At 53.2% G+C, this 13,096-nt stretch carries 15 protein-coding genes and 2 rRNA genes; 5 read left to right on the top strand and 12 right to left on the bottom strand.

Going from position 1 to position 13,096, the window contains the following annotated elements:
• Together DHN43_RS05620 and rrf are read left to right on the top strand one after the other, a co-directional pair.
• Positions 1–176 (top strand): 23S ribosomal RNA (locus tag DHN43_RS05620); the annotation flags it as partial.
• A gap of 139 nt (positions 177–315) precedes the next feature.
• Positions 316–430, top strand: a 5S ribosomal RNA gene (rrf, locus tag DHN43_RS05615).
• A gap of 678 nt (positions 431–1,108) precedes the next feature.
• On the opposite strand, the gene DHN43_RS05610 is transcribed toward rrf, so the two are convergent.
• From DHN43_RS05610 to DHN43_RS05555, 12 genes are all read right to left on the bottom strand, one after another.
• Positions 1,109–1,441 carry an HlyD family secretion protein gene (locus tag DHN43_RS05610; protein ID WP_208994866.1) on the bottom strand — a complete coding sequence of 111 codons (333 nt, stop codon included), beginning with the start codon at positions 1,439–1,441 and terminating at the stop codon, positions 1,109–1,111.
• A 171-nt stretch (positions 1,442–1,612) separates the two neighbouring features.
• The gene (locus DHN43_RS05605) at positions 1,613–2,878 is read right to left on the bottom strand and encodes an NAD(P)/FAD-dependent oxidoreductase (protein ID WP_108817963.1); all 1,266 of its coding nucleotides are present in this window, start codon (positions 2,876–2,878) and stop codon (positions 1,613–1,615) included.
• 105 nt (positions 2,879–2,983) lie between these two features.
• A complete protein-coding gene (locus tag DHN43_RS05600; protein ID WP_063306479.1) occupies positions 2,984–3,685 on the bottom strand; it encodes a c-type cytochrome in 702 nt (233 codons plus the stop codon).
• Positions 3,682–4,737 (bottom strand): c-type cytochrome, encoded by a 1,056-nt coding sequence (locus DHN43_RS05595; protein WP_108817962.1) that lies wholly within the window; start codon positions 4,735–4,737, stop codon positions 3,682–3,684. The genes DHN43_RS05600 and DHN43_RS05595 overlap by 4 nt, the downstream gene beginning before the upstream one ends.
• Positions 4,721–5,986, bottom strand: a complete 1,266-nt coding sequence (soxC, locus tag DHN43_RS05590) for a sulfite dehydrogenase (RefSeq protein ID WP_108817961.1) — start codon at positions 5,984–5,986, stop codon at positions 4,721–4,723. The genes DHN43_RS05595 and soxC overlap by 17 nt, the downstream gene beginning before the upstream one ends.
• A gap of 39 nt (positions 5,987–6,025) precedes the next feature.
• Positions 6,026–7,708, bottom strand: a complete 1,683-nt coding sequence (gene soxB, locus DHN43_RS05585) for a thiosulfohydrolase SoxB (protein ID WP_108817960.1) — start codon at positions 7,706–7,708, stop codon at positions 6,026–6,028.
• A 138-nt stretch (positions 7,709–7,846) separates the two neighbouring features.
• Complete coding sequence (gene soxA, locus DHN43_RS05580; RefSeq protein ID WP_108817959.1) at positions 7,847–8,689, bottom strand: sulfur oxidation c-type cytochrome SoxA; 843 nt, start codon at positions 8,687–8,689, stop codon at positions 7,847–7,849.
• A gap of 27 nt (positions 8,690–8,716) precedes the next feature.
• Complete coding sequence (gene soxZ, locus DHN43_RS05575; protein WP_057463825.1) at positions 8,717–9,046, bottom strand: thiosulfate oxidation carrier complex protein SoxZ; 330 nt, start codon at positions 9,044–9,046, stop codon at positions 8,717–8,719.
• A gap of 23 nt (positions 9,047–9,069) precedes the next feature.
• Entirely contained in the window at positions 9,070–9,504 is a 435-nt protein-coding gene (soxY, locus tag DHN43_RS05570) for a thiosulfate oxidation carrier protein SoxY (RefSeq protein ID WP_063287072.1), read from the bottom strand.
• Positions 9,505–9,632: 128 nt separating this feature from the next.
• Positions 9,633–10,091 carry a sulfur oxidation c-type cytochrome SoxX gene (soxX, locus tag DHN43_RS05565; RefSeq protein ID WP_057463823.1) on the bottom strand — a complete coding sequence of 153 codons (459 nt, stop codon included), beginning with the start codon at positions 10,089–10,091 and terminating at the stop codon, positions 9,633–9,635.
• Between the two features lie 128 nt (positions 10,092–10,219).
• The gene (locus DHN43_RS05560; protein ID WP_063287073.1) at positions 10,220–10,792 is read right to left on the bottom strand and encodes a SoxW family protein; all 573 of its coding nucleotides are present in this window, start codon (positions 10,790–10,792) and stop codon (positions 10,220–10,222) included.
• Between the two features lie 63 nt (positions 10,793–10,855).
• Complete coding sequence (locus tag DHN43_RS05555) at positions 10,856–11,593, bottom strand: cytochrome c biogenesis CcdA family protein (protein WP_063287074.1); 738 nt, start codon at positions 11,591–11,593, stop codon at positions 10,856–10,858.
• A 60-nt stretch (positions 11,594–11,653) separates the two neighbouring features.
• On the opposite strand from DHN43_RS05555, the gene DHN43_RS05550 reads away from it, so the two are divergent.
• The 3 genes from DHN43_RS05550 to DHN43_RS05540 all read left to right on the top strand — a co-directional run bounded on the left by DHN43_RS05550 (position 11,654) and on the right by DHN43_RS05540 (position 13,095).
• Positions 11,654–12,031 (top strand): thioredoxin family protein, encoded by a 378-nt coding sequence (locus DHN43_RS05550; protein ID WP_244271727.1) that lies wholly within the window; start codon positions 11,654–11,656, stop codon positions 12,029–12,031.
• A 64-nt stretch (positions 12,032–12,095) separates the two neighbouring features.
• Complete coding sequence (locus DHN43_RS05545) at positions 12,096–12,602, top strand: GlcG/HbpS family heme-binding protein (protein ID WP_063287075.1); 507 nt, start codon at positions 12,096–12,098, stop codon at positions 12,600–12,602.
• Between the two features lie 145 nt (positions 12,603–12,747).
• Entirely contained in the window at positions 12,748–13,095 is a 348-nt protein-coding gene (locus DHN43_RS05540; protein WP_063287076.1) for an ArsR/SmtB family transcription factor, read from the top strand.
• Position 13,096 lies beyond the last annotated feature (1 nt).

Genomic DNA, 13,096 nt, shown 5'->3' with positions numbered 1-13,096 from the left:
TTGCAGGGTAGCTATGTTCGGAATGGATAACCGCTGAAGGCATCTAAGCGGGAAACCAACCTCAAAACTAGATATCCCTTGAGAGCCGTGGAAGACCACCACGTTGATAGGAGGCATGTGGAAGAGGGGTAACTCTCGAAGCTGAGCCTTACTAATAGCTCGATTGATCTTGATCACTCCCATTAAGCTATAATCATAATCGACAAACACGTAGATTTGTCGCTAACAAAACAAAGCTAAAACTTGGATAACAACATTGGCGCCTTAAAAAGCGCCATCGCAGACCAGTTCATAAGTCAGTGTGACTTATTCCTGCCCGGTGGCTATGGCGGGGCGCCCCCACCCGATCCCATCCCGAACTCGGAAGTGAAACGCCCCTGCGCCAATGGTACTTCGTCTTAAGACGCGGGAGAGTAGGGCGCCGCCGGGCATGAATAATACACACCGACAAATCTCTACAAAATAAAACAGAACAACATATCAGACAAAAAGCCCCCAATGCATAAAGCATGGGGGCTTTTTGCGTTCTAATGCATGCTAGAGCGCAGGCAGGAAAAGCAGAGTGATGAGCTCTGAGTGGTCGGCAATCACCTGGATTGCAATGCTACCTGACCGAAGAATACTCCCTGAATATACAGCCTCCAGTTTACCTCAGCGAAACCAAAGCAACGACTTCAAGGAATTGAAACGCATAGCCTTGCGGTGCTGTTATGAGACAAGCGCTGCTGCCCTCCGTGCATCTCAATGAGAAGGGGAGTGTGCCGCGAGAGGGGCGGCTTTGACCTCAATAGCGAATAAGTAGTGGCGCTCGCAGCTGTTGCTATAGATAGTGTTTTGGGATTGGAGCGCAGTCGGAATAGCTTTGCGTTCTTATGTGCGTTTGTTAGCGTTATTTGCACTGAGACCGCGCTGCTAAGTTGGTGATATGGTGAAAGTGAGCATATCCTGACCTAAGGGACTTTGCACTGGTTGCGAAGAAAAATATGCACAGGAGTCACACAGGCTTTAATTGCTGTAAGGGGTGAGAGAAAAGATATCCCCTCGTGTCCCAATGAGCCTCAAAGATCTCTTTGAAATGAACAAGGGGATAGAGGGGGAGTAACTTGCTTTACTGAAACAATAGCGGTGCTGGGGGTTCAGCCGGGGTGGTTTTGTCGGCGGCGGTGTTGGTTAGGACCAGGACGGATACGGTGGTGCCGACGCGGAGGAGGATGTCTTTGGGGATGTCTGCGATTTTGATGCGGACCGGGATGCGTTGGGCGAGGCGTATCCACTCGAAGGTCGGGTTGATGTTAGGGAGCAGGTCGGAGCCTGTGCTGCCATCGGATTGAGAAATGCCCCAGCCGATGCTTTCGACCTCTCCGTGAACCACCTGATCAGGATAGCGTTGACCGTCTAGGGGTATGCCAGTTGGTGGAACCTGATGTGATGGTGAGTTCACGCTTCAAAACCCGGCAGAGGCGAATGGGGCGAGATTGGTGGTTCAGCACGCAAATCGGTGCTGAGAAATTAGATCAGGCAGGCGGACTGAACAATCAGTCTTCCCGTACCCTTACACATCCAAACACCAACGAGGCGCCCCATCCAGAGCGCCCCATGTGGCTCTGCCCCATTACCCAAACATGTCCGCAGTCATGCCAGCGTACCAGCCGAGGCTTTCCTCAAAGGTTTGCTTGCGCAGGGCGTCGTCCTCGTTGTTTTGGGAGATGAAGCCATCCACTTTGGCGATCTTCTCATCCGTGGCCACATAGCTTGCGCCAACCTTCACGCCGTTGTCTGGTGAGATCAGCGACCAACAAGTGTTGGAGAACCGTGGTTTGAACGCGCGGGAGCCGGTGAGGGCGTGACGGATCGCCATGGCGGCAGCTTTGGCCTGGCTGTTGGCAGAATAGCCGGACTTGGGCATATCACCGTTCTGGGTCGCATCACCAAGCACATGAATGTTTTCATCCATCTGGCTTTGCAGTGTTGCCGGAACGATCGGACACCAACCCGCCTCGTTGGTCAGGCCTGCCTGATGTGCAATACTGCCAGCTTGCATCGCCGGGATCACGTTGCAGACATCCGCTTTGATGGTCTCGTCTTCCAGCACAATTTCCATGGTGTTCGGGTCAACACGCTGAACACCTCCGGTAAACTCGTCGGTCAGCCAGTCCACCATACCTGTGTAGTGGTTCTCCCAGCCTTCCATGAACAGGCCTTGCTTGGAGAATTTCTCCTTTGGATCAAGAATGAGGATCTTGGCAGTCGGGTTTCGCTGTTTCAGCACATGAGCAACCATGGAGACGCGCTCATAAGGGCCGGGAGGACAGCGGTACGGGTTGGGCGGAGCGACCATGGCAAAGGTGCCACCTTCCGGCATGGCCTCAACCTGCGCCTTCAGCAGTTGGGTCTGTGTACCAGCTTTATAGGCGTGAGGCATCTTGGTCTGGGCAGTCACATCCCAGCCTTCAATCGCTCCTTTTACAAAGTCGATGCCCGGAGACAGGACAAGGCGATCATAGGAGATGGCATCGCCGCCTGCGAGCCGAACCACCTTTTTCTCGCGGTCCACGGCAGAGGCCCAGTCATGCACGACGGTTACGCCATACTCACTGGCCAACGTGCCGTAGGAGTGTGCCAGCTTGGACATGGGTTGAAAACCGCCAATGGCCAGATTGGAGAAGAAGCAGGTGTAGTAAGTGCGAGAGGGTTCAATGAGGATCACCTCAATCGCACCATCAGAATCCTTGGCAATGTAACGGGCAGCCGTCGCCCCGCCAGCACCGCCGCCAATGATGACCACACGGGGCCGCTTTTGCCCAAGGGCGATAGGAGAGGACAAGAGCGCCGCGCTTGCAGCTGCAGTCCCTAAAAAACGACGTCGGTTCAGTCTCATATGTCAATTCCTCCCCTAAAGCGTATGCCCGGAAGTATCTCCGGTTTTGATAGGAATACGCGTGAAAACAATTATTTGAGCAAAGCCAGTCAAAAAGGCCCCGCTCTAATGCAATTCTTTAAAATAAGCCGCCAGCGCAGCAATCTCCTCCTCCGAGAGCCGTTTGGCGATCATCTGCATGACGGGATGAGGTCTATGTCCCTTTTTGTAGGCCCGCAGCGCAATCACAAAGTCTGGTTGCGACCAGCCCGTGATGGAAGGGATCCCTTTGTCCGCTCCGCTGGATTGATGGCAACTGGTACATTCGCCAGAAAGATATTCGCCATACTCAGCATCTCCATCCAGATAAGTTTCTTCGTGAAGACTTGGAGCATCCTGCTGCAAAAGGCTGGCAGAGGCCTCTGGAATGTTGGCAGGGCTCACGGAAAACTGGCGTAGATAAGCGAGCAGATCAGAGCGATCCTTCTCCTTTCTCATACCCCGGTAGTTCATGCGGGTACCGGAGACGAGGTTTTTAGGGTTTTGAATGTAGATGTTCAGCGTGTCGATTGTCCAGCGCAGGCCATCAGCGCCAGCACGCTTCATGGCCTTTGAGTATGTCGCGCCTTCAATCGTTGCAGCCTTCCGGTCAAACACGCCATTCAGGTGAGGGCCAATGCGGTTCTTGGCATCCTTGCCAACATCGTGGCATCGCAAACAAGCATTAAACAGGCGTTCGCCGCGCGCAATATCCTGAGCAGAGGCAACCGAAGTTGCCCCTGACAGAAAGCCAAGTGTGAGGACGAGGGCAGGTATCAGTGCTCTCATTGGGAGTGGCTCTTCAGGAATTCGATGAGCGCAACGCGGTCTTTTTCCTTCTTCAAACCAGCGAATGTCATTTTGGTGCCCTTCACAAACTTTTTCGGCTTGGTCAGGAAAACATCCAGATTTTCGTCAGACCAGACAAGGCCGTCGCCATTGAGCTTTTTCAAGGCCTTGGAGTATTTGAAGCCGGAAACCACAGCGGCCTGCTGACCGATGATATCGTTTAGGATCGGGCCAACCTTGTTCTTGGCTTTTTCGCCAACCTGATGGCAGGCCTTACATTTTTTGAAAACCTTGGCGCCCTTCTTGATGAGTGCATCATCAAGAGCAACGGGCTCCGGAGCAGGCTCTGCAACTGGTGCCGGTTCTGCAGAAGCAACGTCTTCAGCCTTTGGAGCTTCAGTTGCAGCTGCTGCTTCCTCAGCTGCTTTCGTCTCTTCCGGTGTCACATCCAAAACCTGAGCCCGTGCGGTGATCTTCACGTCCGCTTTGCAGTCTTTCATGCAGATATCGCGTTTCTTGAAGACCGGCGACTCTTCGCGATCATCCATGTAAAAGCCGTCTTCATTTGGCAGGCGAACAGAGGTGAAGTTCTCCTGGCTCAGCTCAAAGTCATCCTCAACAAGATCGTTGGCGTAAAGCAGGAAGGCCGTGATGGCGTAGACTTCATCTGGCTTCAAAGACTGAGCCTCGCCAAACGGCATAGCACGGTTCACATAGTCAAACACGGTTGAGAGATACGGCCAGTAAGAGCCGATGGTCTTAACCGGACGATCGGATGTCAGTGTACCGTCCCCGCCGGAAAGAACCGGCCAGCGATCAACACCCTCGGCGAAGTCTCCGTGGCACACGGCGCAGCGCTCGGCAAAAATCTCTTCGCCTTGCTCCACGTTTCCGCGTCCGGCAGGCAATCCTTGTCCATCAGGGCGTACATCAATATTCCATGCGGCCACTTCAGCAGGGGTGGCTGCGCGGCCAATATTGAAAGAACCGGCTGTCGCCGCGCTGGTGAGCAGCAGCGTTCCAATCGCAAGAACACTAAGAAATTTCAACATTTTCCGCCTCACCATTTTCGCCAACGTACCAGGTGTGGATTCCGTTGTTGTGGTAGATGGAGTTTTCGCCGCGTACAGCGCGAAGCTCGTTTTTCGTTGGCTGGATGTAGCCCGTGGAATCATGCGCACGCGATTGCAGCAGCAGCGGCTTTCCATCCCAGTCAAACTCGAAATAGAAGCGATGCATGGACTTGTCGAAGCTCAGGCCATCCATTCGGGCAGCATGCCAGTTCTTGCCGCCGTCCAACGTGATGTCCACGCGCGGAATGGTGCCGCGACCAGACCATGCCAGACCAGTCAGGACCGTATGACCGCTCTTGTGCAAAATAGGGGCCTGAGGGCTTGGATTGGTGATGATGGACTTACAGTCCATTTCCCAGGTAAAGCGACGCGCCTTCCCGTTTTCCATCAGGTCAGTGTATTTGGAGGTCTCTTCCCTGTGGTGCCACGGCTCATCGCCCACCTCGATGCGGCGCAGCCACTTGATCCACATGTTGCCTTCCCAGCCCGGAACCACCAGTCGCAGCGGATAGCCTTGTTCGGGACGCAGCGCTTCACCGTTCATCTTAAAGGCAACAAGGCAGTCATCCAAAGCCTTTTGCAAAGGAATGGAGCGGGTCATGGCGGAGGCATCAGCGCCTTCCGGCATCAACCACTTGGCGTTGGTCTTCAACCCAGCTTCTTCCAGCAGCAACCGCAGTGGAACGCCGGTGTACATCACGTTATGGATCATGCCATGGGTGAACTGACAGCCGTTGAGCTGCGCCCCGCGCCATTCCATGCCGGAGTTAGCAGCACATTCCAGAAAGTAGATCCGGTTCTCCCGTGGGAAGCGCAGGATGTCCTCCATGGTGAACACAAGCTCTTTGTCCACCAGACCGTTGATCATCAAACGATGCTGGGAAGGGTCAATATGAGCAGCCCCGCCATGGTGCCGTTCAAAGCACAGGCCGTTCGGCGTGATGATGCCGTCCAGTTCATGCAATGGGGTAAAATTGATCGAACTTACGCGGTCAGCCGTCAGCCATTCCACAGTGCGCCGTTTCACATGCGCCTCATATTGCGAGGGCACGCCATAAGGCATGGCATCAACACCGTCTCCCAGCTCCTGCATCCATGGCTGCAGATTGGTGATGGCAGGGTCATTCGCCCTTGCCGGAAGCGCAGCGCCAGTCAAGGCAGCTCCACTCAGCAAGGCCCCGCCTTTCAGGAGGTTTCGGCGGGTAGGTGACTTTAGTCTTTCACTCATGTCAATTACTCGTCATCTCAAAATCAGTAAGGGTTCGCCTCACACGCCTGTGACGCGAACGGTAGAATTGGGGTCCATTGTGATGGTGCCTTTGCGGCTAATGTAATCTTCAACCACCTGCCAGATCTCAGGCCCTTCGGTGTCCTCACCAACAGAGGCCCAGCCCGAAACCACATAGGTCCTGGCAGGATCAATGGTCTCGCCGCTCTTCAGCAGCGTCATGTTGGAAACGCGCTCACCCACCGGCTTGGAAACGTCGATGGAGTAGCCCATGCCGCCCACACGAACCATGTCGCCACCCTGCTGGTAGTACGGGTCCGGGTTGAACAGGTTGTCGGCCACATCCTCCAGAATTTCATGCAGGTACTGACCGGTCATCTCTGAGCGATAGGCATTCGGGTAGGTCATGCTGGTGGCGTTGTGGATGTCTTCGCGGGTGATGTTGTCACCCGGCAGCAGGGAGGGCCCCCAGCGGAAGCCCGGAGACAACGCAATGTCCGCTTCCCGCTCCTCAATCAGCGCCTGACAGATAAGGTCATCCCACGTGCCGTTAAAGTTGCCCCGGCGATAAAGCAGGCTGTCGGTTGTGCCGATGACTTCTTCCAGCTCCTCCTTGAACGGCGCGCGTTCTTGATCAATCAGAGCCGCCATCTCAGGGTCTGGTGCGATCACATCAGAAAAGACTGGGATCAGCTTGTAGGTGAAGTCTTTGATGCCGTTCTTGTCCACGTCCAGATCCAGACGGGACACAAACTTACCGTTAGAACCAGACGCGATGATCATGGTCTCGCCAACCTTCACCGGCTCCGGCACCGCATCATGGGTATGGCCGCTCAGGATCACGTCAATGCCGGAAACCTGCTGCGCAACCTTGCGGTCCACATCAAAGCCGTTGTGGCTGAGCAGCACAACAACATCAGCGCCTTCCTGCTTCACTTCCGCAACCATCTCCTGAATACGCGCTTCACGAATGCCGAAGGACAGGTTCGGGAACATCCAACCCGGATTGGCAATCGGCATATACGGGAAGGCCTGACCGATCACAGCAATCTTGGCCCCGCCGCGCTCGAAAATCTTGTAGGGCTCGAACGCCGGTTCGTCCCACTCATTGTCAAAGATGTTGGCTCCCAAAAACGGGAAGGGCAGCTCCTCGACGATCTCGTTGACGCGATCAATGCCGTAGGTGAACTCCCAGTGGGAGGTCATGGCATCCGGTTTGAGCGCGTTCATCAGGTTGACCATGTCCTGACCTTCAGTGCGCAGCGCAGTCATGGACCCGTGCCACGTATCACCGCCATCAAGGAACAGCGCATCAGGACGTTCTGCCCTAATCGACTTCACAATGGTCGACACCCGGTCCAGCCCGCCCATCTTACCGTAACTGCGGGCCAGCGAGACAAAATCCTCAGAGGTGAGGGCATAGGCTTCCGGCGTACCAGTCTGGTAGTTGAACGCGCTCAGCAAATCCTGACCGGTGATGTGTGGTAGCAATCCCTTTTGGGCACCCACGCCAATATTCACGGAGGGCTCACGGAACCAGACAGGCTTCACCTGCGCATGACAATCCGTAAAGTGGATGATGGTCACATTGCCGGTGGTTTTGAAGTCTAGAAGTTGGTTCTGTGTCAGGGACTGGCGTGCGGCCAGCACTGGAAAATTCCCAGCCCCAAAAATAGCGGCTGCAGCGACACCAGCCTGCAAGAAATCACGGCGCGAGATCATCTCCGCACCCTCCGTAGGTTATTAGAATTTCGAAAATTGTTTTAGATCAGGAGGTTGCTATAAGTGAGCAACCTCCAAAATCACTATTTAGCATGAGCGAATTCTTATCACTTGATTTCTCAATCAAGTGGAATGCACCTAGTTACGAACAGATGGGGTCTCGACTGAAAGTCCCATCCCGCGAGATGTTACATAAGCTTCCAGAGCAATGAACTCATCACTTCCGCGCTTGTAAGGCTCAGCCCGCACCTGATCCATACAGCCTTTAAACCGGCGATGAATGGACCCAAGTCCGCCCCACTTCAGACGATACACCGGGAACCCGTTGATCTGCCCCTGACTCAAATGGTCAGCACGGATCATGTTGCCGTAATTGTCTTCGTGGCAGTTGGCACAGGCCATATTCAGCAGGCCAACACGGGTGTAGTAAAGCTCTTCACCCTTCTTGACCCAGTCCGCAATCGGCCCGTCAGTCTTCATGGCAACCGGCATGCCACGGGATTGCAAACCGATCAGAGCCGTCATGGCCAGCATCTCGGCGCTCTCCCATTTCCACGGCTCTGCTCCCTGATGTGTCTCGATGGACGCATTGATCAGCATTTCCATGGTGGCAGGCTTGCCCATCTCGTCATTCCAGCGCGGCAACTTGGTCCGCAAACCGGTAAAGTTATCCGCATCTCCATGACAATCCGCGCAGGACTGATTGGATTTTCCGGCGGGCGTTTCCCAAAGTTCCTCTGCATATTCAATGGCCACAAACGCTGGATTCTCGAAATCATCCATTTGCAGCGCCTGAGTTTCAGCAGAGCGGAAACGCCAACCTGAAATCAGCTCGTCCAGTGGATGGTCATCCGCCGGAACAGCAGTGGTTGCAATTGTTTCGCCGTCGATGACAAGTTCGCGTCCGTCATCAGCAAGCGCAGCAGTGCTAAGTGCGCCGAAAAGAAGCCCCCCAGCGAGTATTGAAACCGTCCTTTTCATACCCTTCTCCTCCCAAAGAATGGCTGCCTAGGCGACCGTGATTTTCTTTTCCATGTCGTAGACCGAGCCGTCATCATCGGTCCATTCAAACCGAACCGCTCCAGACTCTGGAATCCGCATCTGAAACTCGATGTAAGGATTTGCCGAAACAGAAGGTTCAATATCTGCCATGAACACGGGCTCGCCATTAAAGCTGGCAGCAAACTTATTGATGATCTTGCGTGGAATGGTCTCGCCGGTTTTCTTGTCCTTGCGCTGACCAGATTCCATCGGATGCGAGATCAGTGTCTTGATGGTCACGACCTCGTTTACGCTTGCCTTTTTAGGCACTTTGACGCGTGGTTTTACCTTTGCCATGTGTTTCTCAATGCCTTTTCTGATTAACCGCCACAGCCACCGATGGTGACCTTGACACTACGCTTTGTCATGATGGCGGACCCGTCCGGCATCTTTGCAATGGCGACAATGTCCTGCGTTTTCGCAAGGCGAATACGGGTCTTGGCTTCCTGAGCACCGGAAAGAGCGCTGAAATGGAATGTCGCAACACCTGGGCTCGGGTTGCCTGCTGCAAGCAGCATGATGGAGGCTGCACCCGGCGCAGACACTTCAATCGGAACAGTATTCCCGTTTTCAGCAATCTCTGGCGCACCAATGGTAATGTCACCGCTTCCCGGCTTTGCGCCGCCAGTGAACTCCACAATTGCATCTTCAACAGCATTGCCTGCTGCAAACGCCGGCGCGGTAAAACGCAGTGTCGTCAGAGCGGCTGCGCCTCCCACTGCCAAACCAAGCGCTTCACGTCTGGTAACAGTCATTAAAAATCCTCCTTGGAGCGTATCTCCCCAACAGGCGCTGAGCACTCTTTGGGAAAATACGCTTAAGCAATAATTCTGAGCGTGATGCGGAACTGGTCAGCAACGCAGCACGCTCAAGGCAAACGCGCCTATTCTTTCAAAGTCGCCAGATAAGCGACGATGTCTTCAACTTGCTCTGCTGAAAGAATGGTCTTTCCCGCAAACTTCTTTGCCACGCGGTTCAAACCTTCGCTCTTGTAGAAGGCAGGCATAATGGTCGCTTCCCCGAAGACTTCCTTCGAGTTCACAACAATCGCCCGCAATTCCGCTTCGGTATAAGTGTCTCCGATACCCTCAAGGTACGGACCTATCTCTCCGTGGAACTGCTCTTCAGCAAGATCATCATTCGCGTGACAGGCAAGGCAGTTTCCCAGTTTCCGATTGGCGAACCATTCCCGTCCTTTGGCTGGGTCACCAACTGCACCGGTCAAAGACACCGGCACTGCTGCCTCGACAAATTGAACGTCACCTGGAGCAACAACTCCGGCAACGGCACTTCCTGAAATTAGCAGCGTTGCAGCCGCTATAGTTTTGGCAATCGCCTTCATTGCTCCCTCCCAATTACAGCGATTCAATATTTTTATGCTACTCAGATACGTAGAAACACTCAACTTAAAATTCACATAATTGAATATGTTAATATATCGACCTTAGTCTAAGTAATTGAGTGAAAACGCTATTCTGAGGCTGCTTTTTGTTTCAAAAATTCACGTGCATGAAATTTTTGAAAATGTTCTTCGCCCTCATAGCCCTTCTGTTTGACCCAGCGGAGCATATTGAGGGTGGTCCATTTTCCAAATGAACCAGGCATGGTCTGCACAGAGGCAGTCCCTGCTGTCTTGCCAGTCCCAACCTCTTCAGGCAGGAACAGGAAGGTGGGCGTGAACACAACGCCCCAGCGACGTGCGATGTTCTTCTCGGTTTGAACTTCCCCGTCGAAGTCCGTCACCTCTTCATCGCCAAACAGGTTCATCTGAACCACGAAGTAGTTGTCTTCAATGAATTTGCGAACCTCCGGGTCGCTGAAGACATTCTTATGCAAGCGCGAACAGTAAATGCAGCCGCGTTGCTCAAAGAGAATGACCATGCGTTTGCCTTCTTCATTGGCAGCGGCAAGGTCCTCTCTAAGGTCTTTGAAGGTAAGGCGAAGCCATGGCTGTTTGTGGAGACCGTCCTCTCCAACCTCAGCAAAGCTCAGTGTCATGCTGGCGAAAATCATCGCTGCAGCAAGCATTAATTTTTTAAGCATCGATCCCTCCCATAACGCACCGCTTCCAAGAACCCCTCTATGGTTTCAGGACGCGGAAACGCCTCAGCTTAAAGATGTCAATCCTGGCGCATACTCAATCATTTGCTCTGCAATCCAGGAAACGGTGTTCGTCCCAATCAACACCGCAAAAATAATCAAAAGAACGCCCATGCCTTTTTCGATGGCACCAAGGTACTTCCGAAAACGGCCCATGAAACTCAGGAATGGCTTTGAAAAAACAGCTGCCAGAATGAACGGCAACGTCATGCCAACCCCATACGCAAACAGCAGCAACATGCCCTGAGAAACATCATCACTGGCACCAGCCGTGAACAAAATAGTTGCCAGAACCGGACCAACACAGGGCGTCCAGCCAAAGGCAAAAGCCAGTCCCACAAAGTAAGCGCCAATGATTCCAGCCGGGGCCGAAGAGCTGTCGAGCCGGGCTTCTCTCAGCAGCAGATTGAGCCGGATGATGCCAACAAAATGCAGGCCAAGAATAAAGATGACAGCAGCAGCCATGTAGCGCAGCACATCAAACCAGTCTCGCAGCAACTGGCCGAAGACCGTTGCTGTTGCACCAAGGCCGACAAAGATTGTGAGAATACCGGCAGCAAAGAAAAACGACGTAAAAACAACACGTCGCTGGATGGCAGGGGTCACCCCGTCACCGGAAAGCTCGTTCATTCCAATGCCTGCAATGTAGCAAAGGTAGAACGGCACAATTGGTAAAATACAAGGCGATAGGAACGAGAGTAACCCCGCGCTCCCCGCCGCAATGATAGTTAGATCTGGATACATATGGGCACTTGCTAAAAACACATTCTATTATTAGAATATTTAGATATCATAGATTTTAAAATGTCAATCGTGGATATCATGAGCAATTTTGGTTGGATCTCATTTGTCATTTTCGCCCTACTTTTCAGCAGCGCTCAAGCGGCTGGTTCGACCATGAAATTGCTCATGGTCGAGGACGAAATCTGTCCTTGGTGTGAACGCTGGGAAGAGGAAATTGGTGGCGCCTACGGCAAAACAGAGGAGGGGCAAAAAGCCCCTTTGATGCGGATGGATATTGATGATCCGATTCCCAAAGACGTGACCCTGAAAGGAAAGGCGCGGTTTACGCCAACCTTTATCCTTTTAATTGACGGCGCCGAAGTCCAGCGGATTGAAGGTTACCCGGGAGAAGACTTCTTCTACCCCGCCCTGAACCAGATGCTTCAGTCTGCTCAATAACAATATTGAAAAGAAATTCATCTTTCCCGGCCAGTCCGGGGCATAATTCAGTTGGGAGAACTCCATGAAATCATTCATCACAGGGGCGGCATTGCTCGCAATGTCCGCAGGCTTCAGCGTTGCGCAGGCCGAAGATGAATCCGCCTTTGTCAGCTTCAAGTCATTGAAGCCGGAAATCGCCATGAAGCTTGCCGTCGCCACCATGGAAGCTTGCCGCGAAGGCGGCTATCAGATCTCTGCTGTTGTCGTTGACCGCTTCGGCCAGACACAAGCGGCAATTCGGGATCGTTATGCTGGCGTTCATACAGTCGACACAGCCCGCGGAAAAGCATGGACGGCTGTCAGTTTCCGCGGATCTACACTGGAAATTCAACAGGAGATCAAGGCAGGCAATCTGTCGGCAGGTCTGCGCGACATCCCGGGTGCTGTGGCACTGGGTGGTGGCCTCCCAGTCGAATCTGCAGGCGCTATTGTTGGTGGAATTGGTGTCTCCGGTGCGCCCTCTCCAAAAGTTGATGAGGAGTGTGCCCAAAGTGGCCTAGAGGAAATCTCGGATTTGCTGGACTTCTAAAAGGTAATCGCCGTGCAATGGTTGAAAAATGATTGCATTCAGCGTATGCCACCACTTCAAAGGTGTGCTGCAAGGTCAGCTTTAATTTATTCAACTTTAGCTGACCTTGCCATTCCGTTCCGACTGGTCTGCAGGATTTGGTTTAATGGCTATACCCATGATTGAACGTGGGATGAAAGAAGAAGACATCGAGCGCATGGTCGGCCATGCCAAGGATGCAACTGATTTCCTGAAAGCATTGACACACGAAGGCCGATTGATGATCCTGTGTCATCTCGTTACGGGCGAAAAGTCTGTAACAGAGCTGGAGCAGCTTCTGTCGTCTCGTCAGTCTGCGGTCAGTCAGCAACTTGCACGTTTGCGCCTGGATGGTCTGGTAAATTGCCGAAGGGACGGCAAGGCAGTCTATTACAGCCTCAAGGATGAACGCGCAGCTCGGGTTCTGGACCTGATTTTCGAGTTGTTCTGCACCGAAGAAAACAGCGATAAGTAAT

This window comes from Pseudovibrio sp. Alg231-02 (assembly GCF_900143565.1).
Lineage (GTDB): Bacteria > Pseudomonadota > Alphaproteobacteria > Rhizobiales > Stappiaceae > Pseudovibrio.
Note: the sequence above shows the minus strand (reverse complement) of the source record. Positions and strands in the feature narration are given on the sequence as shown.

Excerpts from the sequence above, each read along its gene's own strand:
- DHN43_RS05605 (WP_108817963.1), bottom strand. The coding sequence starts at position 2,878 with ATGAGACTGAACCGACGTCGTTTTTTAGGGACTGCAGCTGCAAGCGCG.
- DHN43_RS05600 (WP_063306479.1), bottom strand. The coding sequence starts at position 3,685 with ATGAGAGCACTGATACCTGCCCTCGTCCTCACACTTGGCTTTCTGTCA.
- DHN43_RS05595 (WP_108817962.1), bottom strand. The coding sequence starts at position 4,737 with ATGTTGAAATTTCTTAGTGTTCTTGCGATTGGAACGCTGCTGCTCACC.
- soxC (WP_108817961.1), bottom strand. The coding sequence starts at position 5,986 with ATGAGTGAAAGACTAAAGTCACCTACCCGCCGAAACCTCCTGAAAGGC.
- soxB (WP_108817960.1), bottom strand. The coding sequence starts at position 7,708 with ATGATCTCGCGCCGTGATTTCTTGCAGGCTGGTGTCGCTGCAGCCGCT.
- soxA (WP_108817959.1), bottom strand. The coding sequence starts at position 8,689 with ATGAAAAGGACGGTTTCAATACTCGCTGGGGGGCTTCTTTTCGGCGCA.
- soxZ (WP_057463825.1), bottom strand. The coding sequence starts at position 9,046 with ATGGCAAAGGTAAAACCACGCGTCAAAGTGCCTAAAAAGGCAAGCGTA.
- soxY (WP_063287072.1), bottom strand. The coding sequence starts at position 9,504 with ATGACTGTTACCAGACGTGAAGCGCTTGGTTTGGCAGTGGGAGGCGCA.
- soxX (WP_057463823.1), bottom strand. The coding sequence starts at position 10,091 with ATGAAGGCGATTGCCAAAACTATAGCGGCTGCAACGCTGCTAATTTCA.
- DHN43_RS05560 (WP_063287073.1), bottom strand. The coding sequence starts at position 10,792 with ATGCTTAAAAAATTAATGCTTGCTGCAGCGATGATTTTCGCCAGCATG.
- DHN43_RS05555 (WP_063287074.1), bottom strand. The coding sequence starts at position 11,593 with ATGTATCCAGATCTAACTATCATTGCGGCGGGGAGCGCGGGGTTACTC.
- DHN43_RS05550 (WP_244271727.1), top strand. The coding sequence starts at position 11,654 with ATGTCAATCGTGGATATCATGAGCAATTTTGGTTGGATCTCATTTGTC.
- DHN43_RS05545 (WP_063287075.1), top strand. The coding sequence starts at position 12,096 with ATGAAATCATTCATCACAGGGGCGGCATTGCTCGCAATGTCCGCAGGC.
- DHN43_RS05540 (WP_063287076.1), top strand. The coding sequence starts at position 12,748 with ATGGCTATACCCATGATTGAACGTGGGATGAAAGAAGAAGACATCGAG.